Annotated in this window: 24 protein-coding genes; 14 read left to right on the top strand and 10 right to left on the bottom strand. The window is 66.2% G+C overall.

What is annotated here, in order from left to right; translation table 11 throughout:
* Nucleotides 1-32: 32 nt before the first annotated feature.
* Entirely contained in the window at nucleotides 33-932 is a 900-nt protein-coding gene (gene map, locus HF989_RS04720) for a type I methionyl aminopeptidase (protein WP_168684365.1), read from the top strand.
* A gap of 101 nt (nucleotides 933-1,033) precedes the next feature.
* Here map and HF989_RS04715 read toward each other — a convergent pair whose 3' ends face one another.
* The 4 genes from HF989_RS04715 to HF989_RS04700 all read right to left on the bottom strand — a co-directional run bounded on the left by HF989_RS04715 (nucleotide 1,034) and on the right by HF989_RS04700 (nucleotide 4,661).
* Nucleotides 1,034-1,525, bottom strand: coding sequence for a hypothetical protein (locus HF989_RS04715; protein ID WP_168684363.1), 492 nt, complete (start codon nucleotides 1,523-1,525; stop codon nucleotides 1,034-1,036).
* A 45-nt stretch (nucleotides 1,526-1,570) separates the two neighbouring features.
* On the bottom strand, nucleotides 1,571-1,900 hold the full coding sequence (locus HF989_RS04710) for a hypothetical protein (RefSeq protein ID WP_168684361.1): 330 nt from the start codon (nucleotides 1,898-1,900) through the stop codon (nucleotides 1,571-1,573).
* Nucleotides 1,901-2,210: 310 nt separating this feature from the next.
* On the bottom strand, nucleotides 2,211-3,638 hold the full coding sequence (gene mtr, locus HF989_RS04705; protein ID WP_168684359.1) for a mycothione reductase: 1,428 nt from the start codon (nucleotides 3,636-3,638) through the stop codon (nucleotides 2,211-2,213).
* A 27-nt stretch (nucleotides 3,639-3,665) separates the two neighbouring features.
* Complete coding sequence (locus HF989_RS04700; RefSeq protein ID WP_168684357.1) at nucleotides 3,666-4,661, bottom strand: alpha/beta hydrolase; 996 nt, start codon at nucleotides 4,659-4,661, stop codon at nucleotides 3,666-3,668.
* A 129-nt stretch (nucleotides 4,662-4,790) separates the two neighbouring features.
* Between HF989_RS04700 and mqo the strand changes: the two genes are divergently transcribed.
* Entirely contained in the window at nucleotides 4,791-6,302 is a 1,512-nt protein-coding gene (mqo, locus tag HF989_RS04695) for a malate dehydrogenase (quinone) (RefSeq protein WP_168684355.1), read from the top strand.
* 36 nt (nucleotides 6,303-6,338) lie between these two features.
* Here the strand turns inward: mqo and HF989_RS04690 are convergent, their stop codons facing one another.
* Nucleotides 6,339-7,544: a protein adenylyltransferase SelO family protein gene (locus HF989_RS04690; protein WP_168684353.1), complete on the bottom strand. Its 1,206-nt coding sequence runs from the start codon at nucleotides 7,542-7,544 to the stop codon at nucleotides 6,339-6,341.
* Nucleotides 7,545-7,568: 24 nt separating this feature from the next.
* Between HF989_RS04690 and cobA the strand changes: the two genes are divergently transcribed.
* A complete protein-coding gene (gene cobA, locus HF989_RS04685; protein WP_168684351.1) occupies nucleotides 7,569-8,309 on the top strand; it encodes a uroporphyrinogen-III C-methyltransferase in 741 nt (246 codons plus the stop codon).
* Between the two features lies 1 nt (nucleotide 8,310).
* A complete protein-coding gene (locus HF989_RS04680) occupies nucleotides 8,311-9,270 on the top strand; it encodes a class I SAM-dependent methyltransferase (protein ID WP_246233803.1) in 960 nt (319 codons plus the stop codon).
* Here HF989_RS04680 and HF989_RS04675 read toward each other — a convergent pair.
* From HF989_RS04675 to HF989_RS04660, 4 genes are all read right to left on the bottom strand, one after another.
* Nucleotides 9,267-10,004, bottom strand: coding sequence for an NAD-dependent deacylase (locus HF989_RS04675; RefSeq protein WP_168684348.1), 738 nt, complete (start codon nucleotides 10,002-10,004; stop codon nucleotides 9,267-9,269). The two genes, HF989_RS04680 and HF989_RS04675, sit on opposite strands and share 4 nt — an antisense overlap.
* Nucleotides 10,005-10,037: 33 nt before the next feature.
* Nucleotides 10,038-11,159 (bottom strand): ATP-binding protein, encoded by a 1,122-nt coding sequence (locus HF989_RS04670; RefSeq protein WP_168684346.1) that lies wholly within the window; start codon nucleotides 11,157-11,159, stop codon nucleotides 10,038-10,040.
* Between the two features lie 88 nt (nucleotides 11,160-11,247).
* Nucleotides 11,248-11,973, bottom strand: coding sequence for a DUF1648 domain-containing protein (locus HF989_RS04665; protein ID WP_168684344.1), 726 nt, complete (start codon nucleotides 11,971-11,973; stop codon nucleotides 11,248-11,250).
* Nucleotides 11,974-11,983: 10 nt separating this feature from the next.
* Nucleotides 11,984-12,670, bottom strand: coding sequence for a YaaA family protein (locus HF989_RS04660; RefSeq protein ID WP_168684342.1), 687 nt, complete (start codon nucleotides 12,668-12,670; stop codon nucleotides 11,984-11,986).
* Between the two features lie 31 nt (nucleotides 12,671-12,701).
* Here HF989_RS04660 and HF989_RS04655 point away from each other — a divergent pair, with 31 nt between their 5' ends.
* A complete protein-coding gene (locus tag HF989_RS04655; protein WP_168684340.1) occupies nucleotides 12,702-14,480 on the top strand; it encodes a proline--tRNA ligase in 1,779 nt (592 codons plus the stop codon).
* A 22-nt stretch (nucleotides 14,481-14,502) separates the two neighbouring features.
* On the opposite strand, the gene HF989_RS04650 is transcribed toward HF989_RS04655, so the two are convergent.
* Nucleotides 14,503-15,309, bottom strand: a complete 807-nt coding sequence (locus tag HF989_RS04650; protein ID WP_343033547.1) for a DUF4439 domain-containing protein — start codon at nucleotides 15,307-15,309, stop codon at nucleotides 14,503-14,505.
* 31 nt (nucleotides 15,310-15,340) lie between these two features.
* On the opposite strand from HF989_RS04650, the gene rimP reads away from it, so the two are divergent.
* From rimP to HF989_RS04605, 9 genes are all read left to right on the top strand, one after another.
* Complete coding sequence (rimP, locus tag HF989_RS04645; RefSeq protein ID WP_168684339.1) at nucleotides 15,341-15,892, top strand: ribosome maturation factor RimP; 552 nt, start codon at nucleotides 15,341-15,343, stop codon at nucleotides 15,890-15,892.
* Nucleotides 15,889-16,896: a transcription termination factor NusA gene (gene nusA / locus HF989_RS04640; protein ID WP_168684337.1), complete on the top strand. Its 1,008-nt coding sequence runs from the start codon at nucleotides 15,889-15,891 to the stop codon at nucleotides 16,894-16,896. The genes rimP and nusA overlap by 4 nt, the downstream gene beginning before the upstream one ends.
* A 168-nt stretch (nucleotides 16,897-17,064) precedes the next feature.
* Nucleotides 17,065-17,397 (top strand): YlxR family protein, encoded by a 333-nt coding sequence (locus HF989_RS04635; RefSeq protein ID WP_168684336.1) that lies wholly within the window; start codon nucleotides 17,065-17,067, stop codon nucleotides 17,395-17,397.
* Between the two features lie 104 nt (nucleotides 17,398-17,501).
* Nucleotides 17,502-20,363: a translation initiation factor IF-2 gene (infB, locus tag HF989_RS04630; RefSeq protein WP_168684334.1), complete on the top strand. Its 2,862-nt coding sequence runs from the start codon at nucleotides 17,502-17,504 to the stop codon at nucleotides 20,361-20,363.
* A 98-nt stretch (nucleotides 20,364-20,461) separates the two neighbouring features.
* On the top strand, nucleotides 20,462-20,902 hold the full coding sequence (gene rbfA, locus HF989_RS04625; protein WP_168684332.1) for a 30S ribosome-binding factor RbfA: 441 nt from the start codon (nucleotides 20,462-20,464) through the stop codon (nucleotides 20,900-20,902).
* Nucleotides 20,895-21,893 carry a DHH family phosphoesterase gene (locus tag HF989_RS04620; RefSeq protein ID WP_168684328.1) on the top strand — a complete coding sequence of 333 codons (999 nt, stop codon included), beginning with the start codon at nucleotides 20,895-20,897 and terminating at the stop codon, nucleotides 21,891-21,893. The genes rbfA and HF989_RS04620 overlap by 8 nt, the downstream gene beginning before the upstream one ends.
* Nucleotides 21,886-23,223: an MATE family efflux transporter gene (locus tag HF989_RS04615; RefSeq protein ID WP_168684324.1), complete on the top strand. Its 1,338-nt coding sequence runs from the start codon at nucleotides 21,886-21,888 to the stop codon at nucleotides 23,221-23,223. The genes HF989_RS04620 and HF989_RS04615 overlap by 8 nt, the downstream gene beginning before the upstream one ends.
* The gene (locus HF989_RS04610; RefSeq protein WP_168684322.1) at nucleotides 23,220-24,020 is read left to right on the top strand and encodes a metallophosphoesterase family protein; all 801 of its coding nucleotides are present in this window, start codon (nucleotides 23,220-23,222) and stop codon (nucleotides 24,018-24,020) included. Before HF989_RS04615 ends, HF989_RS04610 begins: the two co-directional genes overlap by 4 nt.
* Entirely contained in the window at nucleotides 24,020-24,682 is a 663-nt protein-coding gene (locus tag HF989_RS04605; protein ID WP_168684320.1) for a 4'-phosphopantetheinyl transferase family protein, read from the top strand. The genes HF989_RS04610 and HF989_RS04605 overlap by 1 nt, the downstream gene beginning before the upstream one ends.
* The last annotated feature ends 179 nt before the right edge of the window (nucleotides 24,683-24,861 follow it).

The following is a 24,861-nucleotide window of genomic DNA, read 5'->3' as shown; positions in this document are numbered from 1 at the left end:
GCCCGTTTGACCGCGGGACTACCATCGAAGCCATGAATCAACGAGGCTTACTTACCCCGGGAAAACCCACGCCGGAGCGCGCGGTACCGAAATCCATTGAGCGTCCAGAGTACGTGTGGAACGACGACGTCCAGGAAAACATCGGGGAGCCGTTCATCCAGACCCCGGAGACGATCGAGGCGATGCGCGAGGCCAGCAAGATCGCGGCCAACGCGCTTGCACTGGCGGGCGCGGCCGTGGCCCCCGGCAAGACCACCGACGAGATCGACGGGATTGTCCACGACTACCTCATCCACCACGGCGCGTACCCGTCCCCGCTCGGCTACCGCGGCTTCCCCAAGTCCAGCTGCATCTCGCTGAACGAAATCGTCTGCCACGGCATCCCGGACACGACGGTGATCCAGGAGGGCGACATTGTCAACATCGACGTCACCGCCTACAAGAACGGGGTGCACGGCGACACCAACGCCACCTTCTTCGCGGGCCAGGTTGCACCGGAGCACAAGGACCTCGTGGACCGCACGTATCAGGCGTTGATGCGCGGCATCAAGGCGGCCAAGCCCGGGCGGCAGATCAACGTAATTGGCCGAGTCATCGAGTCGTACGCCAAGCGCTTCGGCTACAACGTGGTCACCGATTTCACGGGCCACGGCGTCGGCCCCACCTTCCACAACGGGCTGGTCGTGCTGCACTACGACTCAGACGCCTACACGGACGTGTTGGAGCCGGGCATGACCCTGACCATCGAGCCGATGATCAACCTCGGCGAGCTGCCGTACCGCATCTGGGACGACGGCTGGACCGTCCAGAACATCGACGGCGAGTACACCGCCCAGTTTGAGCACACGCTGGTGATCACCGACGAAGGGAACGAGATCCTTACTATCCCCGACGCAGATGTTGCCGCGGGGCAACACATGCTGGGGGAGTGACCCATACCGTCGGGCGGCAGCGCCGGCCTTCCGCGTAGCTGCGCGGCAGCGGGAAACCCCCGTCACAGCGTGACGGGGGTTTGAGCTTTCAGCCGCAGGGCTTAGAGCTGAGGCAGCGGGAACTCCGGAAGCTGGACCAAGCCGTTGTAGGAGGCGAAGTTCACGCCGGCGATGACCAGGCCAACGAACGCGCCGATGCCGGTGATGGCCGTAGCGTCGATCCACAGGCGAGCCCACTGGGGAAGCACCTGCCAGTAGGTCTCTTTACCCGCTGCGTCGGTGATGTCGAACTTTTCTTCCCGGTCGCCCTTGGGCAGGAACTGCGAGGAACCCTGGCCATTGCGGAGGCCTTCAAAGCCATCGGAGATGATCTCCTTCACCGACTTGTCGCCGTCGCATGCGGTGCCCTTGAACAGCACGCCCAGCGGGCCACCTTTGTCGTACTGATCTCGCTCCTTGTAGCACTCTACCTTGCCCTGGCCTGTTGCATCTTCGCCGGCACCCTCCTCATTCGCGAAAGCGGCGGTGGTGCCGGTAGCGGCGATGGCGAGGGCGGTTGCGGAAGCGAGGGCAGCGTTGCGGAAGTTACGCATGTCGGTCTCTCTCTCAGATTCTCAAGTCTCGGAAGCGGGCAGCCGCTAGCGGAAGTTGATCGGGCCGTGGACGATGAAGTTGTAGGCGGGGCCGACAACGAGGCCGAAGAAGGCGGCGGCGCTGTTGAAGACCAGCAGGCCGTACAGCAGCTTGGCCCACGCCGGCTGCGTCTCGAAGCCCTCTTTCTGGACGCCGAAGATTTCGCGACCATCTGCTTCCTGGTCAGACTCGAGGTGCTTGCCGATCTTGTGGGAAAGGGAGGGGCCACTCTCTACCTTCGTGGGCTCGGTATCAGCGGATGCCACCGCGGTGGAACCGAACGTCACGGCGAGGGCGGTAGCGCCGGCGAGGGCTACCTGGCGGAAATTGCGCATGAAACGAAATCCTTCTCTGCTAGTGCTTGCACGACGCCCGGGTGAAATCCGAAGAAGTCCAGGGGCTGCGGTCCCCTGGGCCGGAAGCAACCCTGTGCTGGGCTCGGCCCCGGTGTCAGCAATGAAGCTAGCGCAAAACTGCGAGAAAGATGTGAGTTGTCGTGGGAAACATTCACAATTCGAATAGAACGCGTCCCAGGAGTGAATCCGGGGTAAACGCCCGGTTAATCGACCTGTCTCCACGTGCGCATTTCCGCTGCAGCACGAGAAACTGCTGTTAACCTTCCGTCACCCCCCGATATGGGGAAGGCTAGACGCCTTTGAACTCCAGGTCGAGACCGAGAATCGCGTTTTCCGTCACCTCGGCCAGGGAGGGGTGGATCCAGTACTGGGAACGGGGGAACTCCCTGAGGTCGAGGCCGTAGGTCATCACAGTAATCATCTGCTGGATCAGGGTGGAGGCCTGGGGGCCCATGTAGTGGGCGCCCAGCAGGGCGCCGGTGGAGCGGTCCGCCACCAGCTTGACTACACCGGTGGAGTCCTCGAGGCCCCAGCCGTAGGCCACGTCGCCGTAGTTCTGCACCTTCACCGTGACGTCGTAACCGGCGTCCACCGCCTGGTCTTCGGTCATGCCCACCGTGGCGATTTGCGGGTGGGTAAAAATCGCGGACGGTACGTGATCGTGCGGTAGCGGCACGAGCGAGGTTTCGTCGCCGCCGTTCCACGCTGCCAGGACGTTGTGGGTAACGGCGCGCTGCTCAGCGTTTGCCACGTGCTTGAGCTGGTACGGCGAAGACAGGTCGCCGAGGGACCAGACCCCGTCTGCAGTGGTGCGCCCGTACTCGTCGACGGCGACGCGGCCGTCAGAGTGCGTGTCGATGCCGCCGGCGCTCACGTTTAACGTGTCGCTGTTCGGCACGCGACCGGTGGCGATGAGGAGGGCTTCGGAGGTGACCACGGTGCCGTCGTCAAGTGTCAGCGCGACGCCCGCGTCCGTCTCGGCAGCGTCCGTGATGGTGCGGCCGATGTGGGTGGTGTAGCGCTCGGCGGCAATCGCGTTGAACGGCTCCGCGATGTCTTTATCCAGCTTGCGCAGCAGCTGCGAGCGGCTGATCACGGTCACGTCCGTTCCCAGTGCGTCAAAGACGTGCGCGAACTCCATGGCGATGAAGCCGCCGCCGACAATGGTGAGCGATTTGGGCTGGTGCTCAAGCCGCATGATGTCCTCGTTGGTGTGGAACGGCACGTTGTGCGCCCACTCGGGAATGAAGGGCCGGGCGCCCGCGGCGAGGATGATCGTCTCGGCGGTGATGAGCTCTTCCTCGCCGCCCCGGCCCGTCTTCAAGGTCTTCGGGGCGACAAACGACGCCTCCATGTCGTAGACGGCCACGTTCGGGCAACCGTTGCGGCGGTAGTCTTCGCCGCCCTTCGAGATGAGGTCGATACGCCTGTCAAAGACACGCTCCACAATCGCCGGCCAGTCGGCGCCCTTGAACTCGAGGTCCACGCCGAGCTTTCCCGCCTCACGCGCCGCAAACGCGTGCTCCGCGGCGAGCACGTACATCTTGGTGGGGATGCAGCCCACGTTCAGGCACGTCCCGCCGAACGCCCCTTTTTCCACCATCGCGACCTTCTTGTCGTCGAAGTCCGGGGTGAGGATGGAGTTACCCGAACCCGCCCCCACGATGATCACGTCGTACTGCGTTGCTTCCTGTGTCTCGTCCGTCACGTCGGGCATGGAATCATCCTCCAAAAGAGTTGCGGGTTAGTTGCGGCCGTCGAGCCACGCGAACACCGACTTAAACGCGGCCTCGCGGGCGAAACGCTCGGAGAGGAACACGTCGTGGCGGGCGCCGTCGACGACCTCTATCTCAGCATCTTTGGCCAGTGTCGGTGCCCAGCGTTGAATCTGGTCCACATCGAGCACTGTGTCCGCCGTATCGGCTGCGGGCGAATAGTTCTCACCGAGGTAGGAGTGGGAGGACCGCAGCGTCAACGTGGGCACACCGGTATCAACGTTTCCAGCGTGGATCTGTTCCTGGCCCTTGATCACCGCGCGGATCCATCCGAGGTACTTGCGGTGGCCGTCAATGGGCTTCCACGCAGTGTTGAAGTCCCACTCGCCGTGCTCGTCCTTGTGGATGGACCGGCCGTACGTGCCCTCCCCGCCGTGCGGCAACGGCAGCGACGGAAACACCGCACCGAGCGTGTTCAGCACGGGCTTCAACACCGCGACCTGCCACGACGGGAATTGCAGGTCCAGCCACGGGCTGTTCAGAATTATGCCCGCGAGCTTGGCGTGCTCTTCCGGTTCCTCGCGGCGCAGGTGGTCCGCCCACAGCGGCACGATCAACCCGCCAGTGGAGTGGGCCAGCACCACTACCGATCCGTGCTCCCGGGCCAGGATATTCAGCGCCTGCGTCAGTTCCGGGAAGTAGCGGCGCATGCTCAACGTAAAGTGCGGACGCTCGCCCTTGCGCAACGCGCGCCCGCACCTGCGCAAATCCAGCGCGTAAAACGGGTAGCCGTGCGCAGCGAACTCGTCCGCAACGTGGGTGTGGAAGAAATAGTCGGACATGCCGTGGACCCACAGCACCGCCGGCTTTCGCGTGGAGCTTTCCGACGCGCGCACGTCCCGCACCAGCACCGCCTCCACGCGAGTGCCGCTGTCGGGGTCCTTGCCCTGGGGGAGCACGGCTTGTTCAAAGCCGCTGCCGAGGACGTCTGGTTGCCAGTTCAGTTCGATCTCGCGGTCAGTCATGTCGACGATGATACTGACAGCTACGGGGACAACCTGTGGCCGTCGTCAAGCCGTTGCACCCTTGTGAGCAAGGGGGACGTAATATGGTCACCACTCCCAAACGTTCAAACCCTCAAAGGATGACTACGTATGTCTGACAACGGTGGTAAAAAGTACGCGGACGAGGTTGACATCCTGCACGTCGGCGCCGGCATCATGAGCGCCACGCTGTCCTCGATGCTGCACGAGCTGGAGCCGGACTGGTCCCAGATGGTCTTCGAGCGCCTCGACGGCCCGGCGGGAGAGTCCTCCTTTCCGTTCAACAACGCGGGCACCGGCCACTCGGCCCTGTGCGAGCTGAACTACACGCCGGAAAAGAACGGCCGCATCGACGTGTCCAAGGCGATGGCGATCAACGAGAAGTTCCAGCTCTCCCGCCAGTTCTGGTCCTACCAGGTGGAAAACGGCGTGCTCACGGAGCCGCGCGCCTTTATCAACCCCGTCCCGCACGTCTCGTTCGCGCAGGGCGAAGACCAGATCAAGTACCTGCGTAAGCGCTACGACAAGCTCTCCGAGAACCACATGTTCCCTGACATGCAGTTCACGGACGACCGCGACACCTTCGCCGAGAAGCTGCCGCTGATGTCCAAGGGACGCGACTTTGACGCGGAGCCGGTGGCGATCTCTTGGACCAACGTTGGTACCGACATCAACTACGGCTCCCTCACCGAGCAGTTCCTCGACGCGGCGAAGAAGAACGGCACCGAGATCCGCTACGGGCGCGAGGTGACCAACATCAAGCGCGAGGGCAACTTTTGGAAGGTCACCGTCAAAAACGTCCACACCGGCGACAAGCAGGTTGTGCGCGCCCGGTTCGTGTTCGTCGGCGCCGGCGGTTACGCCCTCGACCTGCTGCGCAAGGCCGGCGTGCCGGAGGTCCACGGCTACGCGGGCTTCCCCATCTCCGGCATGTGGCTGAAGACCACCAACCAGGAGTTGGTGCAGCAGCACAAGGCGAAGGTCTACGGCAAGGCGAAGGTGGGCGCGCCGCCGATGTCCGTGCCGCACCTGGACCTGCGCGTGGTCGACGGCGAGGAGTCCCTGCTGTTCGGCCCGTACGGCGGCTGGAGCCCGAAGTTCCTGAAGGAAGGCTCCTACCTGGATCTGTTCAAGTCCATCCGCCTGGACAACATCCCGTCCTACCTGGGCGTCGGCGCGACCAACATCGGCCTGGTGAAGTACCTGGTGCAGGAAATCTTCCGCGACTTCGACGGCAAGGTGGACATGCTGCACGAGTACTACCCGGACGCAGACGGCAAGGACTGGCAGGTTGAGGTCGCCGGCCAGCGCGTGCAGGTGATCAAGCCGGCCGCGTTCCCGCGCTTCGGCACCCTCGAGTTCGGCACCGCCCTGGTCAACGACCAGAACGGCACCATCGCAGGCGTGCTCGGTGCCTCCCCGGGCGCTTCCATCACCCCGGCCGCGATGATCGAGCTGTTGGAGCGCTGCTTCGGCGAGCACATGATCGACTGGGCGGACAAGCTGCACGAGATGTTCCCGACGTACGGCAAGTCCCTCAAGCGCGACAAAGAGGCCTACGACGAGCAGTGGGCGTGGACCCAGAAGACCCTGGGTCTCGACACCGACGAGAACACGCTGTAGCGCTCGCTTGCCGCTCTACAGAGGGATGCGGCGGCTCTACGTCCCGCAGAAGGTGACGTAGGGCAGCTGCCCCTCAGGCCGGGCCATCCATTTGGGCCCGGCCTTTTCGTTGTACGGATCGCTCACTGCGGCGAGCAGCTCGTGGTACCTGGTGTAGTCGCCGTGCAGCTCCGCGGCGTCGATCGCGTCCTGCAGCATCTGGTTGCGGGGGATGAAGATGGGGCCCGGCTCGCCGTTGATGCCATGCTCGCGGTTGTAGGTAGTGATATCCGCCGCCGCGTTGAGGCCCTCGTGGTCGTCGCCGATCCAGCGCTGCCAGGCGGTGTCCCATTCCGCCTGAACTGTTTTGACGTACTCGTCCACCGTGTCCGCCCCGAGCAGGGGGTAGAGCGCCTCGGCCAGGCGCGCCATGTTCCACGCGATGATGTTTGGCTGGTTGCCAAAGGCGTAGCGCCCTTGGCGGTCGATGGAAGAAAAGCTTGCGGACCCGTCGAAGCGCTCGGTAAAGGCGCAGGGGCCGTAGTCGATGGTCTCGCCCGAGAGCGCGACATTGTCGGTGTTCATCACGCCGTGGACAAACCCGAGGCGCATCCAGTGGGCCACCAAATCGAATTGGCGGCGGGTGACAGTGCGGAGCATGTCTTCGGCGTCGTCGAACCCGGCGGCCTTCACCACCTTTTGCGTGAGGGCCTCGGATTGCGTCGCGGCGTACTGCACCGACCCGACGCGCAGGTGGCTTTCGGCGACGCGGACCACGATGCCCCCGGGAACCGCCCCGTTTTGCCGGATCACGGTGCCCCCGGTGCTAAGCACCGCAAGCGAGCGCGTGGTGGGCACGCCGACTGCGTGCATGAACGCCGAGACCAGGTGCTCGCGCAGCATCGGCCCGATGGCGCCAACGCCGTCGGTACCAGGGCGAGAAAAGGCGGTCAGCCCGGAGCCCTTGAGCTGGATCTCGCGGCCAGCGATGTCGCCCAGCAGGAGGGCGCGGCCATCACCCAGCAGCGGCACGAACTGGCCGAACTGGTGCGCGGCGTAGGCCATGGCGTGGCCGCCGTAGCCACCGGAGAGGAGCTTTAGGCCGTCGTCAGACTTCAGCCATGCGACATCGAGTCCGAGCTCCTGGGCGAGCGGCTCGTTCAGCGCAACAAGCTGCGGATTCTCAAATTGGGTGCCCGTCTCCTCGTGCGCGAGTTCCGGGAGTGCGTCGGCGAGCGTGTGGGCGAGCTGGGGTCGTTGCATAGCTCCACCCTAAACTGAATGGCTATGACTACAGGCCACATCACTCTTGTCGGCGGCGGCCCTGGCGCGTGGGACCTGCTCACCATCCGCGGCCTGCGCGCGCTGCAGGCTGCCGACGTGATCCTCGCCGACCACCTGGGCCCCGCAGCGGAGTTGGGCGATTTTCTGGACCTGACCGGCAAGGAAGTTGTCGACGTAGCAAAGCTGCCGTACGCGAAGCAGGTGGCGCAGGAGCGCATCAACGAGATGCTGGTCGACTATGCGCACCAGGGCAAGCACGTGGTGCGGCTTAAGGGCGGCGACCCGTACGTGTTCGGCCGCGGCTTTGAGGAGCTGCAGGCGTGCGCGGCAGCCGGGCTGGAATGCTCGGTCGTGCCGGGTGTGACCTCCGCGGTGTCGGTGCCGGCGGCGGCCGGGGTGCCGGTGACCCAGCGAGGCGTCACCCACGCGTTCACGGTCGCATCCGGCCACCTGCCGCCGGGGCACGAGAAGTCGCTGGTGGACTGGGGCGCGCTGGCCCGCGCAGGCGGGACCATCGTGGTGGTGATGGGCGTGCGCAACGTGCGCGCGATCGCGGGGGCGCTGGTGGAGGCCGGCCTCGACGCAGCGACGCCCGCCGCCGTGATCCAGGAGGGCGAGACCGACGCGCAGCGTGTCTTTTTTGCCACTGCGGGGACGCTGGCCGACGTGATGGAGGCCGAAGGCGTCGGTGCGCCCGCCGTGTACGTCTTTGGGGAGGTCGCGGGTCTTGCGCACGCTGGATAGCTTGATCTGGGATGTCGCGTTCGGCGGAGCTGGTTCTCAGGGTGTGCAGGAGGAGTGGCTGGGGACCGTCCTGATCTGCCACGACCCGACCATGGACCTCACCCGCGCTGCCGTGGCAAAGGGCGCGCCGGTGGTTTTCCTCGACCCGGACTATTCGCGCAGCCAGGAAGCCCTGGCGCTCGGCGCCGAGGTAGCCGGGGACGTGCGCCTAGACGAGTACCTGACCGGCGCGTCCGGCTCAGCGGTCGCGGTCGGGGAGATGCCGAAGTCGCTGGCGCGGCTCAACTACCTGGCGCGATCCATCGCGGGCGCGGGTTACCACGACGTGCGCGTCGTGCTCGGCGCAAACAACAAGCACCTCTCGCGCGGTATGAACGCGGTGCTGGCGGAGTCGTTCACGGACGTCGGTGCCTCGCTCGGCCGCGGCAAGTTCCGTTGTCTGGTCGCTTCCGGGCCGCGGGAGGTGACCTATGAGCCATTGCGTAACGACGGCCTCGTCGCCGTCGGCGGCGTTTTCTCCGGCGCGAAGGCAGACCGGGGCGGGGAGTTGCTGCGCTCGTGCCTACCCGGCGAGTGCGGCCGCCTGCTGGACCTAGGATGCGGCAATGGTTCGGTCACCCGGGGGCTGGGCGGGCTGGCAACGGACGCGGATGCCGACGCGGTGCTCTCCGCCCGCGCCATTGGGTTGGAGGCGACGTGGGACGACGCCGGCTCGCGCTGGCCGGACGCGTCCTTCGACACCATCGCGCTCAACCCGCCGTTCCACGACGGCACCACCGTTGACGCCACGTTGGTGCAGCATCTGCTCGACGCCTCCGTGCGCCTGCTTGCCCCCGGCGGTTCGCTGTATCTGGTGCACAACTCGCACCTGCGTTACCGCGGTGAGGTGGAGCGCCGGTTCGGTGCCGTGGAGCAGGTCGCGCGTGACACGACGTTTACGGTGCTCCGGGCAACCCGCTAGCCCAGGAGGGCGGGGAGGGCCCCTGCGGCGGTGCCTTCGATGACGATGTCCGCCAAGTGCGACAAGTCCGTGCGCATCGGCGTGACCTCGATGATGGGGATTTCGCGCGCGTGCGCCATGAGCGGCAGCCCGGCGGCGGGGTAGACCACCCCGGACGTGCCCACGATCACCAGCGCGTCCGCGGTGCGCATACGTCGCTCCGCCTCCTTCCACTCCGCTTCTGGCAGGGCCTCGCCGAACCAGACCACGCCGGGGCGCACTGGGCCTCCGCACACCGGGCAGGCCGGGGGAGTGATCGCAGCCACGGGTTCTGTGGGCAGGTTGATGGGCTGGGCGAAGTGCTCGTCGCAAAGCGAGCAGCGAAAGTCGAACAACGAGCCGTGCAGGTGGACGACGTCCTTGCTGCCAGCGCGCTCGTGGAGATTGTCAATGTTTTGCGTGGTCACCGTTACCTTCGCCGACTTTGCGACGGCGATGTGGCCCGCGTTCGGTTCCGCCTGCTGCGCGAGGTGAGCGCGCCACAGATACCAGGCGAACATGGTGTCCGGATCGTCGTGCCACGCGTCAATGGATGCCATATCCTGCGGGTCCACGTTCTCCCACAGGCCGGTCTGCGCGTCGCGGTAGGTGGCGATGCCGCTGTCGGCGCTCATGCCGGCGCCGGTGAAGACCTCGATGTGGGAGGCGTCCGCGAGAAGGGCGCGCGCGGCGTCGAGTGTCGAGGAGGCAGTCATAGGTGCGACGGTACCTGCAGCAGGTGGGCCGTGTTAGCTGATCCGCTGAGGGCGGCCACGGTCGAGGAGATACTGGCCCAGGTACGGCTGAGCGAATTCGATGAGGCCCCACCCGGCAGGGGTGATCAAGTCGCGTTCAATCAGGCGGGCGCGAATGTCGGACAGCGACGTTGCTGGGCGGCCGAGGGCCTCCGCCAACGCGGACGATGCGATCTCAGACGAGCGGGTCTCGTCCTCGATCTCGGCCATCGCACGCAGGTACTCCATCTGCCGCGCCGGGACATCCCTAAGCGCCGGCTGGAGGACCTGGACGCCGAGGCGTTCAAGCGTGCGCGGGATCGCGGCGGACACTGCATGGGCGTCGATGTTGTCCACCCCGAGCTCGTCGGCGGCCTCCCACGACAAAAAGCCGAGCAGCTGCACGAGGTAGGGGTAGCCCTTGCTGAACTCGGCCGCCCGCTTCGCGTCGGTGAACAACCTCCCGCCGTCGCGCGCCGTGTCTGCAAGCGCAGCGTGCGCGTCCTCCAGCGTGAGTGGGCCGAGTTCGTAGTGGCGGGCGCGTCGGAGAAACGTCGCGCCGGGCAGGTCGAGCAGCGTGTTGATCCCGTGGGTCAGTCCGGCCATCGCCACCGCAACCGGGAGATCATCACGCACCAGGTCCTGGTACGCCACGGCGACCTGGGTGAGGTCTTCCGGTGAGGCGTCTTGCACCTCGTCAATGGTGATGAGCACCCCGGTGCTGCGGAGGTGGGAAATGAGCTCCCGGAGCTGGGTGGTCAGCCTGGGCGCCGGGTCGTGCGACTCCACCTCGGTGCGCACCGAGCCGATGCCTGCGACAGACACCCCAGTGATCTGGCGCCGTTGCGGAGGGGACAGCCTGTTGATTGCTTCGGGGATAGCGGACTGGATGAGCGACTCTGCGATCTGTTCCCGCGCGGACGCGCGAAGCACGATCCAGCCGTGACGCGACGCGATATCCTCGAGCTCCGTGAGCAGCACCGTCTTGCCGATGCCCCTGGACCCCGAGATGAGTATCGACCGGTCCGGATTACCTGCGGAACCTAAGATGGCGCGCTCGAAATCGGTGAGCACCGTGGCGCGGCCGGCCCAGACAAGGGGACTCGCGCCGAACGTCGGGCGGAAGGGATTGTTCATACTGGTCAGCATAACGCGACCGATAAACCGATAAATTTGATCCGGCCGATAAACCGATAAATTGCGGGCCGCGACGGCTTAGCCCCCGCTACATCACGAAAGGAAGCACGACGCACACGCCGATTGTCGCAACCACAGCAAGCGCCAGCCGTCGCGCGTAGCGCTTGCCCGGCGCGTGCGCGGTGTTCACCGCGATCTTGCCCGGGTTCGACGGCAGCACCGCCGCGACCATCGGGTCGTTCGGCGCCGAGTAGGTGCCCATCCCGCCCTGGTAGCGCAGCTGCTCGTTGCGCGCCTGTTCCTCCGCGTCCGGTTCGATGCCGTCCTTCGCGGACGTCACGCGCATCCCCATCGCCACCACGTACACGATAAAGCCGACCCATAGCGCGATATCCAGCCAAATAGGCAGGTTCACGTCGGGTACGACCATGGTGATGTTCAATACCGCGAATAGCGCGGCCATCGCGAGGATCATTTTGGAGACCATGTCAGCGGATGTGTCGCAAAGCTTCTCGACGCGCCGGGCCACCGTCTCCGAAAACGGCAGCGCGTCCTCCGCCGGAACGTCGACGGTGCGTCGGGCAAACGCCCGCGGCGGCAGCAACAGCGGCATCACCGCAGAGACGACGATGCCGATGATGATCAGCGCAGTCGTGCTGAGCAGCGTCTTGGGAGCGAATCCGTCCGCCTCGCCGGTGGGGCCGATGTGCACCGGCACTGGGTCGGGGATTGCGTCCCAGCGCAGCAAGATGTAGGCGAACCCGGCGGCGTAGATCAGCGCGGCCACAGCGTAGCGACGGTAGTGGGCGGGCATAACGCTCAGGCTACACACGCATCGTGAGCAGCGTGCCGTCGACAGCAACGTCGAAGCCCGCGGCGGAAGCGATGTCGGCAACATCCTCGGCCGACGCTGCGTCATGCGGCGCAAGCGCGCGGGCCAGCTCGCCCTTGTACTGCTTGTTAAAGTGGCTGACCACTTTGCCGTTGTCTGCCTGCTCCACGCGCACCGTCAGCGCTCCCGCGACCGGCCCGAGCTGCTGGTAGGCGCCGGAGCGCATGTCCAGCACGAAGTCCTGCTGGGCGAGCACATCGCTTACCGATGTGCCCCACCACGCCCTCATGGTCTTCCCACCCACCTTGGTTCCGCCGGAGACGCGGTAGCGCGGAATCATGTCGCCCGCGCGCACCAACCCAAACAACGCCGAGCCCACGGCCAGGCGGGACACGGCCTCATCAGCCAAGGTCGACGCGTCAAGCGCGTCGTAGAGCACCCCGGTGTAGCGCCGGATCGCGGGCATCACCGGCGCCGCGCGCAGTGCGAGGTTCTCTTCGGCTTCCGCGCGTTTGCCGGCGGGGATTTTCAACTCGTGCATCTGGGTGTCCACGGGGGTGGCCGTGAGGACGTCGATAAGCGATGTGCGCACGGGGTCGAGGGAGGGAAACGACAGGCGCATGGGCGCGTCAGTGCCGCCGGGCGCTTTGGTTTCAGAAGGTGGGAGCACGATCAGCATGGGCCAAACCCTAGCGGTAAGCTTTCCAACCATGATTACACGCCTGTCCACGCTGTTCCTGCGCACGCTGCGCGAAGATCCCGCCGACGCTGAGGTGCCCAGCCACAAGCTGCTGGTGCGCGCTGGCTATGTGCGCCGCGCCGCGCCGGGTGTGTACTCCTGGCTGCCGCTGGGCCTGCGCGCCCTGCGCAAGATCGAGGGCGTGGTGCGCGAGGAGATGGACGCAATGGGCGGCCAAGAACTCCTCTTCCCGGCGCTGCTGCCGCGCGAGCCCTACGAGGCCACCAACCGCTGGACCGAGTACGGCGACGACCTGTTCCGGCTGAAGGACCGCAAGGGCGCGGACATGCTGCTCGGCCCCACGCACGAGGAGATGTTCACCACCGCGGTGAAGGACCTGTACTCCTCCTACAAGGACTTCCCGGTCACGCTGTACCAGATTCAGACGAAGTACCGCGACGAGGCGCGCCCCCGCGCCGGCATCCTGCGCGGGCGCGAGTTTGTGATGAAGGACAGCTACTCCTTCGACATGACGGACGAGGGCCTGGAGCAGTCATACGCCAAGCACCGGGCCGCGTACCAGCGCATCTTCGACCGCGTGGGTCTGCGCTACGAGATCTGCAAGGCTACGTCGGGCGCCATGGGCGGCTCCGCGTCCGAGGAGTTTCTGGCGTACTCCGACAACGGTGAGGACACCTTCGTCATCTCCACCGCGGGCGATTACGCGGCCAACGTCGAGGCTGTGACCACGGTTGCGCCCGAGCCGCGCTCCTTCGACGGCCTGCCCGAGGCGGTCGAACACGATACGCCGTCCTCCGAGACCATCGCCGCACTTGTGGAGTGGGCGCAGGGCGCCGGCGTGCTTATCGACGGCCGCTCCGCCGAAGCCGCCGACACCCTCAAGTGCATGATGGTGAAAGTCGACGACCCGCGCGAAATCGACGAGGACGGTCAGCCGGTAGGCCCGCAGCTTGTCGGCGTGCTCATCCCGGGCGACCGCGAGCTGGACGAGAAGCGGCTCGAGGCGTCGCTGGAGCCCGCGACGTTCGAGCTCGCCTCCGAGGAAGACTTTGCCAAGAACGACTTCTTGGTCAAGGGCTACGTCGGCCCGCGCGCCCTGCTGGCAAACGGCGTGCGCGTGCTGGCGGACCCGCGCGTGGTGGAGGGCACCTCCTGGATCACCGGCGCCGACGCCCCGCAGCGGCACGTGGTGGGCTTAGTGGCGGGCCGCGACTTCACCGTTGACGGCTACGTCGAGGCTGCGGAGATCAAGGAGGGCGACCCGTCCCCGTCCGGTAACGGCACCGTGGAACTCGCCCGAGGCATCGAGCTGGGCCACATTTTCCAGCTCGGCCGCAAGTACACCGAGGCCATGGACGTGCAGATCCTGGATGAGAACGGCAAGCGCGCAGTGCCCACCATGGGCTCCTACGGCATCGGCATCTCCCGCATGCTCGCGGTGGTGGCCGAGCAGCGCCACGACGACAAAGGCTTGCTCTGGCCGGTCGAGATCGCGCCGTACCAGGTGCACGTGGCGGTGGCGAACAAGGACGCCGCAGCACTTGAGGCTGGCGACCGCATCGTGGCGGAGCTTTCCGACGCCGGCCTCGAAGTGCTGTTCGACGACCGCTCCAAGGTGTCACCGGGTGTGAAGTTCAAGGATGCCGAGCTGCTCGGCATGCCGTTTATCGTCATCCTCGGCCGTTCCTTCGCCGACGGCGTGGTGGAGCTGCGTATCCGCGGCGGCGAGACGCTGGAGGTGCCGGCCGACGAGATCGTGGCCAAGGTGCAGGAGCTCGTCCGCGGGTAATTTCGCCGGGATGGGCGTGCCGCTAGGCGCGCTGGGCGTGGGCGGCGAGGCGGATAGCGTCCTCGCGCCACTGCGCAGACTCGGCGCGCGCGGCTGTAAAGCGCCACTCTTTGACCAGGTCCGCCTGTAGGGAGCTCGCCAGCTGGGCAGCTTCCTCGGCGGTGGCCGGCTCGGCATAGCCGTCGGCGAATTCGTAGCCGGCGGCGGGGACAGGGGCCTCATCATTTGTCGAGCCAACTACGCGCGCGAGAGCCGCGGCGCGTTGCTGGGACGCTTCGCGCAGCTCGCCAATGCGCGCCCTCTGCTCTACGTCGGCGGAGGCGAGTGCGATGCCGAGACCGTAATCGAGGGCGTTTTCCCGGCTCAGCATGTTCCGGGCTGCCTCGTTGTCGGCGGCGTTCGTCACATCTGCGGCGACCGCCTCGAGGTGAACGGGGGTGAGCGTCAGTGCGTCGATAGCCTGGGCGACAACCAGGTCCACCGACTCGGCGGGAACCGTTCGCGCGGCCGCGACAGTGTTTTCGACCAGCGCGTCGGCGTCCGCCGCGGCAGGGAGATCCGCGTCGCCGTAGGCCGTGTCGCACGAGCTGGGGGTTTGACCGTTCGGGTCAACGCCGCACAGCCTGCGCGCCTCGCCACGCAGCTCCTCCTCGTGGCGCTTGCGCATCTCGGCCCACTGCCCGCCGGCAGGCTCGCCGACGGCCGAGTCTGCGGACGCCTGCTTCGCCAGCGCCATGATGTCGCCGTTAGCACGCGGGCCGACAACGTCCATCACCGTGCAGCTGGACAGCACGAGCGCGGCGGCTGGCAGCAGGAGGAGTTTCTTCACCCGCTGCACGTTACACGCTAGGTTTGTCGGCATGGCTTTTCCCACAAACGAGGCACTTGAGCGCTTGGTCGAGCCGGTGGCGAACACCCACGGCATGGATGTCGAGGCAATCCGCACGGTGAAAGCTGGCAAGAAGTCGCAGGTGGTGATCGCGCTTGACTCGGATACGCACCCAACGCTCGATGAGCTTGAGGCGGTGTCCAACGAGCTTTCCCAGCTTTTCGACGACGCCGAGGAACGCGGCGAGGTGAACTTCGGCGCGGGCTACACCCTGGAACTGACTACGCCGGGCGTTGATCTGCCGCTGACGGCTGCGCGCCACTTCCGCCGCAACCGCGGGCGCAAAGTGAAGGTGGGCGAAGAGCTGTGGCGCCTCGGCCCGTTGAACGCGGACGAGACGCAGGTGGCGCTGGTGCGAGCGACGAAGAAGGACGAAGAGATTCGTATTTCGTCGGTTTCTGAATTGTCCGGCGCAGTGGTAGAAATTGAGTTCAACGCGCCGCTGGCAGCAGAAATGCAGCTCGCGGACCGCGCATTTGAAGATCTTGAGGCCGCTGCGACGGCAGGGAAGGAAAACAAGTGAATATCGACTTGAACGCGCTGAAGGCGATCGAGGAACAGCAAGGCATCCCCATGGACGACCTCCTGGGCACCATTGCGAACGCGCTGCTGTTTTCCTACCGCGAGTTCAAGGAGGGGGAAGCAGAAGAGGCTGCCAAGGCCCGCGTAGACATTGATACCGAGACCGGCAACGTCGCGGTCATCGTCAGCGAACTGAACGCTGACGGTGAGGTCATCTCCGAGTATGACGACACCCCGGTGAACTTCTCCCGCATCGGCTCGGTGGCGGTGCGCGACGCGATCAAGGGCCGCCTGCGCCAGGCCGAGGCCGGCCGCGTGTACGACGAGTACGCCGGCTTCGAGGGCAAGGTTGTTTCCGGCATTGTGCAGCGCGACGCCCAGGCGGAATCGCGCGGCCTGAACATCGTCCAGCTCGGCACCGAGGCGGATCCGCAGGACGGCATCTTGCTGCCCGCGGAGAAGATCCCGGGGGAGCGGCTGAAGCACGGCGACCGGATCAAGGCCTACGTGGTCGGCGTGAACAAGGGCGATAAGCGCGTGCAGGTGAACCTGTCGCGCACCCACCCGGAGCTGGTGCGCGGCCTGTTCGCGCTCGAGGTGCCTGAGGTGGCGGACGGCTCCGTGGAGATCGTGGGCATCGCCCGCGAGGCTGGCCACCGTTCCAAGGTGGCGGTGCGCGCAACGGTGAAGGGCGTGAATGCGAAGGGCGCATGCATTGGCCCGCGCGGCGCCCGCGTCACCAACATCATGCGGGAGCTCGGCGGCGAGAAAATCGACATCATCGATTGGGACGAGGATCCGGCGAAATATGTGGGCAACTCGCTCGCGCCGTCGAAGGTAGTAAGCGTGGAGGTGCTCGACCGCGAGGCCCAGGCGGCCAGGGTGACTGTGCCGGACTACCAGCTGTCCCTGGCTATCGGTAAAGAGGGCCAAAATGCGCGGCTGGCCGCCCGCTTGACGGGCTGGAAGATCGACATTCGCTCCGACGCCGACGCAGCGCAGTAGCGCTCGAGCCGTATTCACTGGAATACACAACGGAATCACACCGTTGTAACCATCAAACCCGCTGGAAATATAGATCCGGCGGGTTTTGGCGTAGAGTGTTCTACGGCTTTTGTGTCCGCACACTTTGGGTGCGGCGGCCGAGTGAGCAGATGAAGGAAGGGATCGCGAATGGGCGTTGCGCGTAAGCAGCCGATTCGCACCCGCACCTGTATCGCCACCCGTACCGCGCAGCCGGATACCCAGCTGCTGCGGGTCGTCGCCGACCCGGAGGTGCCGGGGCGGATCCTCGCGGACCCGGGAAGGAAACTTCCTGGCCGTGGCGCGTGGATCACGCCCTCGCTGGACGCAGTCGAGCTGGCGGAACACCGTCGTGCCTTCGGGCGCGCGCTCCGTCTGTCCACCGCGGTGGACCTAGGTCATGTACGTACGTACCTTGCGTCGTCGCAAAGCAACTGCGGCGAGGTGAACGACCCAGACGAACAAGGAAAGACTGAACACTGATGAGTCCGCAACGATGAAGCAGCATCAGCGATGAATGTCACTGACCACGTCTAGGGGCAGGTAGCCGAAGGGCACCGCTCCTAGCACCAACCAAGAGGAGATACGTGTCCGGAAAGCTACGCGTTCACGAGTTGGCCAAGCAGCTCGGCGTAACAAGTAAGGAACTGCTCGCCACGCTCAAGGAGCAGGGCGAGTTTGTAAAGACGGCGTCGTCGACGATCGAGCCGCCCGTTGTGAAGAAGATGAAGGCCCACTACGCCAAGCAGAACGGCGGTGGGGATGCGGCTGACCAGAACAAGGAAGAAGCCGCGCCGAAGAAGCCGCCGCTGAAGAAGCCCGGCCAGAACCGCGCGAAGCCCGCCGCGCCGAAGCCGGCTGGCGCGCCGAAGCCGGGCGCGCCGAAGCCTGCCGCAAAGCCGGCGGCTGCGAAGCCTGGAGCTCCAAAGCCGGCCGCACAGCCCGCCGCAGCTCAGTCGGCTCCGAAGCCGGGCGCGCCGAAGCCGGCTGGCGCTCCGAAGCCGGGTGCGCCAAAGCCTGCCGCGCCGAAGCCTGCTGCAAAGCCGGCGGCTGCGAAGCCTGCAGCTCCAAAGCCGTCCGGTGCACCGAAGCCGGGCGCGCCGAAGCCCGCGGCACCGAAGCCGGCTGCGAAGAACGACGGCCCGAAGCCGGGCGCGATGCCGCGCCCGGTAGCCAAGCCGGGGCGTCCGCGCGTGGCCAACAACCCGTTCTCCTCCAACGCCGGTGGCGGGCAGCGTCCGCCGCGTCCGGGTGGTGGACGTCCGGGCCAGGGCCAGGGTCGCCCGGGGCCGGGCCAGGGTGGTCCGCGTCCGGGTGGCGCACGCCAGGGCGGTGGCTCCCGTCCGTCTCCGGCTGATATGGCTGCTGGGCCCTCGCCGAAGCAGATGCCGTCGAAGGCGGCAACTGGCGGTCGCGGTCGCGGCGGCCAGGGCGGTGGCCGTGGGCGTGGCGGCCAGGGTGGTCCGAACCGGGGCGGCTTCGGCGGCCCGGGCGGCGGTTTCCGCGGACGCGGTGGCCGTCGTGGCGGCACCGCTGGTGCTTTCGGGCGCCCGGGTGGTGCGCCGGGTAAGCGCCGCAAGTCCAAGGGCCAGAAGAGGGCCGAGTACGAAGAGATGCACAAGCCGAACGTCATTGGTGGCGTTCGTCTGCCTGACGGCGGCGGCAAGACCGTTCGTTTGCGTCAGGGTGCGACCCTGTCTGACTTGGCTGAGAAGATCAATGCCGAGGCATCGTCGCTCGTGCAGGCGCTGTTCAACCTCGGTGAGATGGTGACCGCGACGCAGTCCGTTTCCGAGGAGACGCTGCAGCTGCTGGGCGCCGAGATCAACTACGAGGTGCAGATCGTCTCGCCTGAGGACGAGGACCGCGAGCTGCTCGAGTCCTTCGACCTGCAGTTCGGCGAGGACGAGGGCGGCGAAGAGGCGCTGGAGCAGCGCCCGCCGGTGGTCTCCGTCATGGGCCACGTCGACCACGGTAAGACCCGTTTGCTGGACTCCATCCGGCACTCGAACGTGGGCCGCGGCGAGGCCGGTGGCATCACCCAGGGTATCGGCGCGTACCAGACCGAGGTCACCTTGGAGGACGAGCCCCGCAAGATCACGTTCCTGGATACTCCGGGCCACGAGGCGTTTACCGCCATGCGTGCCCGCGGTGCGAAGTCGACGGACCTGGCAATCCTCGTGGTGGCCGCGGACGACGGCGTGATGCCGCAGACGGTTGAGGCGATCAACCACGCCAAGGCGGCGGAACTGCCCATCGTGGTCGCGGTGAACAAGGTAGATAAGCCCGAGGCTCAGCCGGACAAGATCCGTGGTCAGCTCACTGAGTACGGCCTGGTTCCGGAGGAGTACGGCGGCGACACCATGTTCATCGACATCTCGGCGAAGCAGGGCACGGGCATCGACGACCTCCTGGAGGCCGTCTTGCTCACCGCAGATGCTGCGCTCGAGCTGACGGCGAACCCGGACATGGACGCACAAGGTGTGGCCATCGAGTCCCACCTGGACCGCGGCCGCGGCCCGGTGTCCACCGTCATCGTGCAGCGCGGCACGCTGCGCGTCGGCGATTCCATCGTGGTCGGCGGCAACTTCGGCCGCGTCCGCCGCATGGTCGACGAGTGGGGCAACGACGTGGAAGAGGCGGGCCCGTCCCGTCCGGTGCAGGTCCAAGGCCTCAACGGTGTCCCCGGCCCGGGCGACAACCTGCTCGTGGTCGAGGACGACCGCGTGGCGCGCCAGATTGCCGCCCAGCGCGACGCACGCCACCGTGCGGCGATGCAGGCGCGCAGCAAGAAGCGTGTGTCCCTGGAGAACCTGGATCAGGCCCTCAAGGAGCGCAGCCAGCTCAACCTCATCCTCAAGGGCGACAACGCGGGTTCCGTGGAAGCCCTGGAGGAGGCCCTGCTCAAGATCGAGATCGACGACGAAGTCGAGGTCAACATCATCGACCGCGGCGTCGGTGCCGTGACCCAAACCAACGTCACCCTCGCGGCGGCGTCGGACGCCATCATCATCGGCTTCAACGTCCGCGCTGATGGCAAGGCCACCGAGGAAGCGAACGCCGAGGGCGTGGAAATCCGCTACTACTCGGTGATCTACCAGGCCATCGAGGACGTGGAGAACGCGCTCAAGGGCATGCTCAAGCCCATCTACGAGGAGCGCGATCTGGGCGAGGCGGAGATCCGCCAGATCTTCAAGGCCTCCGCTGTCGGCCTCATCGCCGGTTGCATGGTCACCGAGGGCAAGGTCAAGCGCGGCGCCAAGCTGCGCTTGGTCCGCGACGGCAACGTCATCACGCCGGACGCGACCATCGAGTCGCTGCGCCGCGAGAAGGACGACGCCAACGAGGTGGCCAAGGGCTACGAGTGCGGCATGGTGCTGTCCTACCCGGATATCCAGGTGGGCGACCTCATCCAGACCTACGAGATGGTCGAGGTGCCGCGCGGCTAGCGCCTGCACGCTTGAGGCAGTAAGCGGACCCCCGTCCGGCGCATGGTTGCGCTGGGCGGGGGTTACACTATTGAAAGTTTTGGACAAAGGAGTTGAGTATGGCTGAGAACCCTCGCGCGCAGCGTCTGGCCAAGCAGATTCAGACGATTGTCGCATCCGCCATCGAGCGCGAGATCAAGGATCCGCGCCTGGAGCTTGTCACCGTCACCGACGCCCGCGTCACCGGGGATCTCCACGACGCCACCGTGTACTACACGGTGCGCGGGCGCGACATCAACGACGAGCCGGACCACGACCAGGCTGCGGTCTCGCTGAACCGTGCCCGTGGCCAGATCCGCAAGATTGTCGGCGATCAGCTCAGCGTGCGGTTCACACCAACCATCTCGTTCGAGCGCGATACCGTCCCGGAGTCCTCCGCCCACATGGAGGAGCTGCTGAACCGGGCTCGCGCGCGCGACGAAGAGCTGGCCAAGCTGCGCGCGAACGCGAAGCCGGCGGGGGAGAGCAACCCCTACAAGCACACGGGCGACGATGCCTAAACCCCCAAGGTATTTCCCGGAGGCGGCGGCGCAGTTCGAGGCCGTCGCCTCCCGTGTGCGCCGCGCTGCCAAGGTCTCAGTGGTCGCGCACATCAAACCGGATGCGGACGCGATCGGTTCCGCATGCGCGCTGGCCGCGGGCTTGCGGAAACTGGGTACGGACCCGCAGGTCTACATCGGTCAGCCGCTGCCGCACTCGTCGAATATGCGTACTATCCCGGGCGTGGACGAGATCCTCTACGATCAACCGCTGCCTGCGGACGGGCTAGTGGTTACGGTCGATTGCGCCTCTGCGGACCGCACGGGGTCGCACATGCGCGCGATTCTCAGCGACCCGTCCCGGGTGGTGGTGATCGACCACCACAACACCAACCCAGGTTTCGGCGGGATGAACCTGATTGTGGAAAGCGAGTCCACCACCGTCATGGTGCGGGAGTTGCTGGGTTACCTCGGCGCGGAGCTCGACCAGGACATCGCCTACGGCTTGTACGCGGGCCTTGTCACGGACACCGGCAGCTTCCGCTGGGGCACGCCGCGCATGCACGAGCTGGCGGCAGAGCTAATGCAATTCGGCCTGAACACACGGCAAATCGCGATGGACCTCATGGACACGATGGGCCCAGTGGATCTGCAGTTAATGGGGGCTGTGCTTTCCAAAACCCAGATCGTTCCCACGAAAGGGTTCTCGCTCGCGGTGCTGACCATCCCGGCGGGGATACATTCCCGGATGAGCCAGACAGCGGTGGAGGCGATTATCGATTACGCCCGCTCGCTCGAGGGCACGGACGTGGGCGTCGTGCTGAAAGAGCAGGCCCCTAAATTCTGGGCTATGTCCCTGCGCTCCACCGTGGTGGATGTCTCCGCTGTCGCGCAGCGCCTCGGCGGAGGCGGGCACCGGGCAGCAGCGGGCTACTCCGCCGCCGGCAGCCGCGACGCGATCATCCGCGAGCTTATCGACGCCTTCCCGGAGCACCCCTCGGCCCATGACTAAACCGCGCTCTACAGCCGGCCGCTCCGTCGGCCGCGACATTCTCCTGCTCGCATTGCCGGCGCTGGGTGTGCTGGCCGCCAATCCGCTGTACCTGCTGCTGGATACGGCCATCGTCGGGCGCCTCGGCACTGCGCAGCTCGCCGCCCTGGCGGCAGGTGCGGCAATCCAGTCCACGGTGACTACCCAGCTGACGTTCCTGTCGTACGGCACAACCGCCCGCAGCTCCAGGTTCTACGGGGCGGGGCAACGCGACAAGGCGGTGGCGGAGGGTGTCCAGTCCACGTGGGTGGCCTTGGGCGTCGGCACGCTGCTGGCCCTCGTTGTGGGGGTGTTCGCCCAACCGCTCGCGCAGGCGCTGGCCGGGGATTACGACACGAGTGTGCGGGCCGCGCAATGGATGCGCGTGGCCTCCCTGGCTGTGCCGATGACGCTGGTGATCATGGCGGGAAACGGGTGGCTGCGCGGGGTGCAAAATACCCGTTTGCCGTTCTACCTCACCCTCTGCGGGCTCATCCCAGGCGCCGCGTTGCTGCCGGTTCTCGTGGGACGCTACGGGCTGGTCGGGTCGGCGGTGTCCAACGTCATTGGCATGGGGATAACGTCGCTGCTGTTTGTCGCGGTGCTTGCCCGTGAGCACCGCAGCTACGGCGGGAGCTGGGCGCCGCGGTGGGATGTGATTAAACAGCAGCTTGTGCTGGGGCGGGATTTGATTCTGCGGTCGCTGTCGTTCCAGGTGTCGTTGCTCACCGCAGCGTCCGTGGCGGGGCGTTTCGGCGTGGTGGCGCTGGCCGCGCACCAGCTCATGCTGCAGCTCTGGAATTTCCTCACCCTCGTGCTGGACTCGCTTGCTATCGCGGCGCAGACGCTCACGGGTGCCGCACTCGGCCGCGGGGGCGCGGCGCAGGCCCGGGCGGTGGGGCTGCAGGCGCTACGGTACTCGATGATTTTTGCTGTGGTGTTGTCCGGCGTGTTCGCGGTCTTCGGTGCCCAGATTCAAGGGCTGTTCACCTCGGACCCGGAGGTCATGGATACGCTGCGGGTGCCCTGGCTCTTGCTCATCGCCATGATCGTTGCGGGCGGGGCGGTCTTCGCCCTCGATGGGGTGCTGCTCGGCGCCTCGGACGCGGCGTTTCTGCGCAACCTCACGCTGTTTTCGCTGCTAGCCGTTGCACTGCCGATCATTGTGGCCTCCGGCATCTTCGGATGGGGGCTGACCGGTATCTGGGCCGGGCAACTCGCCCAGGTTGTTGTCCGGCTGGTTGGTGTGGTGTGGCGCTTTAGGTCCATGCGGTGGGCCGTGTCTGGTGCCGATGGTAGGAATGAGGAATGACCAGCACGCTTTGGGCCGTCAGCGACCTGCACGCGGCGGTGAAACGCAACGCCGCGCAGATTGACGCCATCCGGCCCGCTGACCCGTCGGACTGGCTTATCGTCGCCGGCGATGTGGCCGAGCGCCCGGAGTTGGTCGTGCAGGTGATGCGGGAGCTGGCGGACAGGTTCGACACCGTGATCTGGGTGCCGGGCAATCATGAATTGTTTTGCCGCTCCGCGGACCGGCACCGGGGCCGTGACAGGTACACGATGTTGGTCCAAGCCATGCGCTCCATCGGCGTGATCACGCCCGAAGACCGTTACCCGGTGTTCAGCGGGGTGACCATCTGCCCGTTGTTTACCCTCTACGATTACTCGTTTCGCGCCCGCGACCTCACCGTCGACGAAGCACTAGCGGTCGCCCACAAGAACAATGTGGTAATGACGGACGAAATGGCCATCGCTCCCTTCGTGGATATCCGCGCCTGGTGCTGGGACCGGCTCGCCTACACCACGAAGCGGCTCTCCCGCATTACCGGCCCCACGATCCTGATCAACCATTGGCCGCTGGTGCAGGAGCCGGTGCAGCAGATGCGGTGGTCCGACATCGCGCTGTGGTGCGGCACCCGGCACACGCGGACGTGGCCGCAGCGGTACGGCGCGCAGGCCGTCGTCTACGGGCACCTGCACATGCCGGGGGTGACAACGGTGGACGGCGTTCCGCACATTGAAGCCTCGCTCGGCTACCCGCGCGAGTGGGAGCGTTACCCGTCCGCCCGGCCGTTCCCGTATCCCGTTATGGAGGTAGAGAAGTGATGCACGACATTGCCCTCTTTCCTCCTGAAGCCCGGTGCGTCTTCTACCTCACCGGCAACGCTGGACGCGCAGTGGACCTCACCAGGTACGAGCACCTGCACCCCGCGGAGCGTGACGTGGTCAGCTCGGCTGTGGACGTGCGTAAGGGCGAATTCGGCGACGCCCGCTGGTGCGCCCACCAGGCGCTGCGGGAACTCGGTCTGAAGTCCGCCGGCGCTATCCTGCGCGGGGAGCGGGGGATGCCCCTGTGGCCTCGCGGGTACACCGGCTCGCTCACGCACACCGACGGGCTGCGCGCGGCGGTGGCAGCCTCCACCCGCCACGTGCGATCCCTGGGCCTCGACGCCGAGCCGGCCGAGCCGCTGCCCGAGGGGGTGCTGCGCTCCATCGCGAGCGAGACCGAAGCCGCAATGGTGCGCCAGATGCAGGCGGACGGATACGGCTGGGCGGATCGCCTCTTGTTTTGCGCCAAGGAGGCCACCTACAAGTGTTGGTATCCCATGACGCGGCGGTGGCTGGGCTTCGACGAGGCCGAGATTGAGCTGCGTCCCGACGGCACGTTCATCTCCCAGCTCTTGGCGCGCCCGTCCCCAGTGCCGGTGTTTGAGGGGCGGTGGGTGCACCGCCACGGCTACGTGGTCGCATCCACCTACGTGCGCTAACCGCCGGATGCTTACTCCAGGGCGCTTACTCCTCGGGTACTGCATGGACGGGGGGGGTGCTGACTATTTCTTGGACCACTGGGGGCTTTTATACGCTCAGTGCCTGTCGGTACTGGGCGATGGTTGTATATCCTTCGGTCAGCGTCGACTTCAACCGTTCGTGGTTGTAGAAATCGACG

The sequence above is a fragment of the Corynebacterium mucifaciens genome (assembly GCF_012396315.1).
In the GTDB taxonomy this organism is placed as follows: domain Bacteria; phylum Actinomycetota; class Actinomycetes; order Mycobacteriales; family Mycobacteriaceae; genus Corynebacterium; species Corynebacterium mucifaciens.
This window is presented reverse-complemented; position numbering and strand designations above follow the sequence as displayed.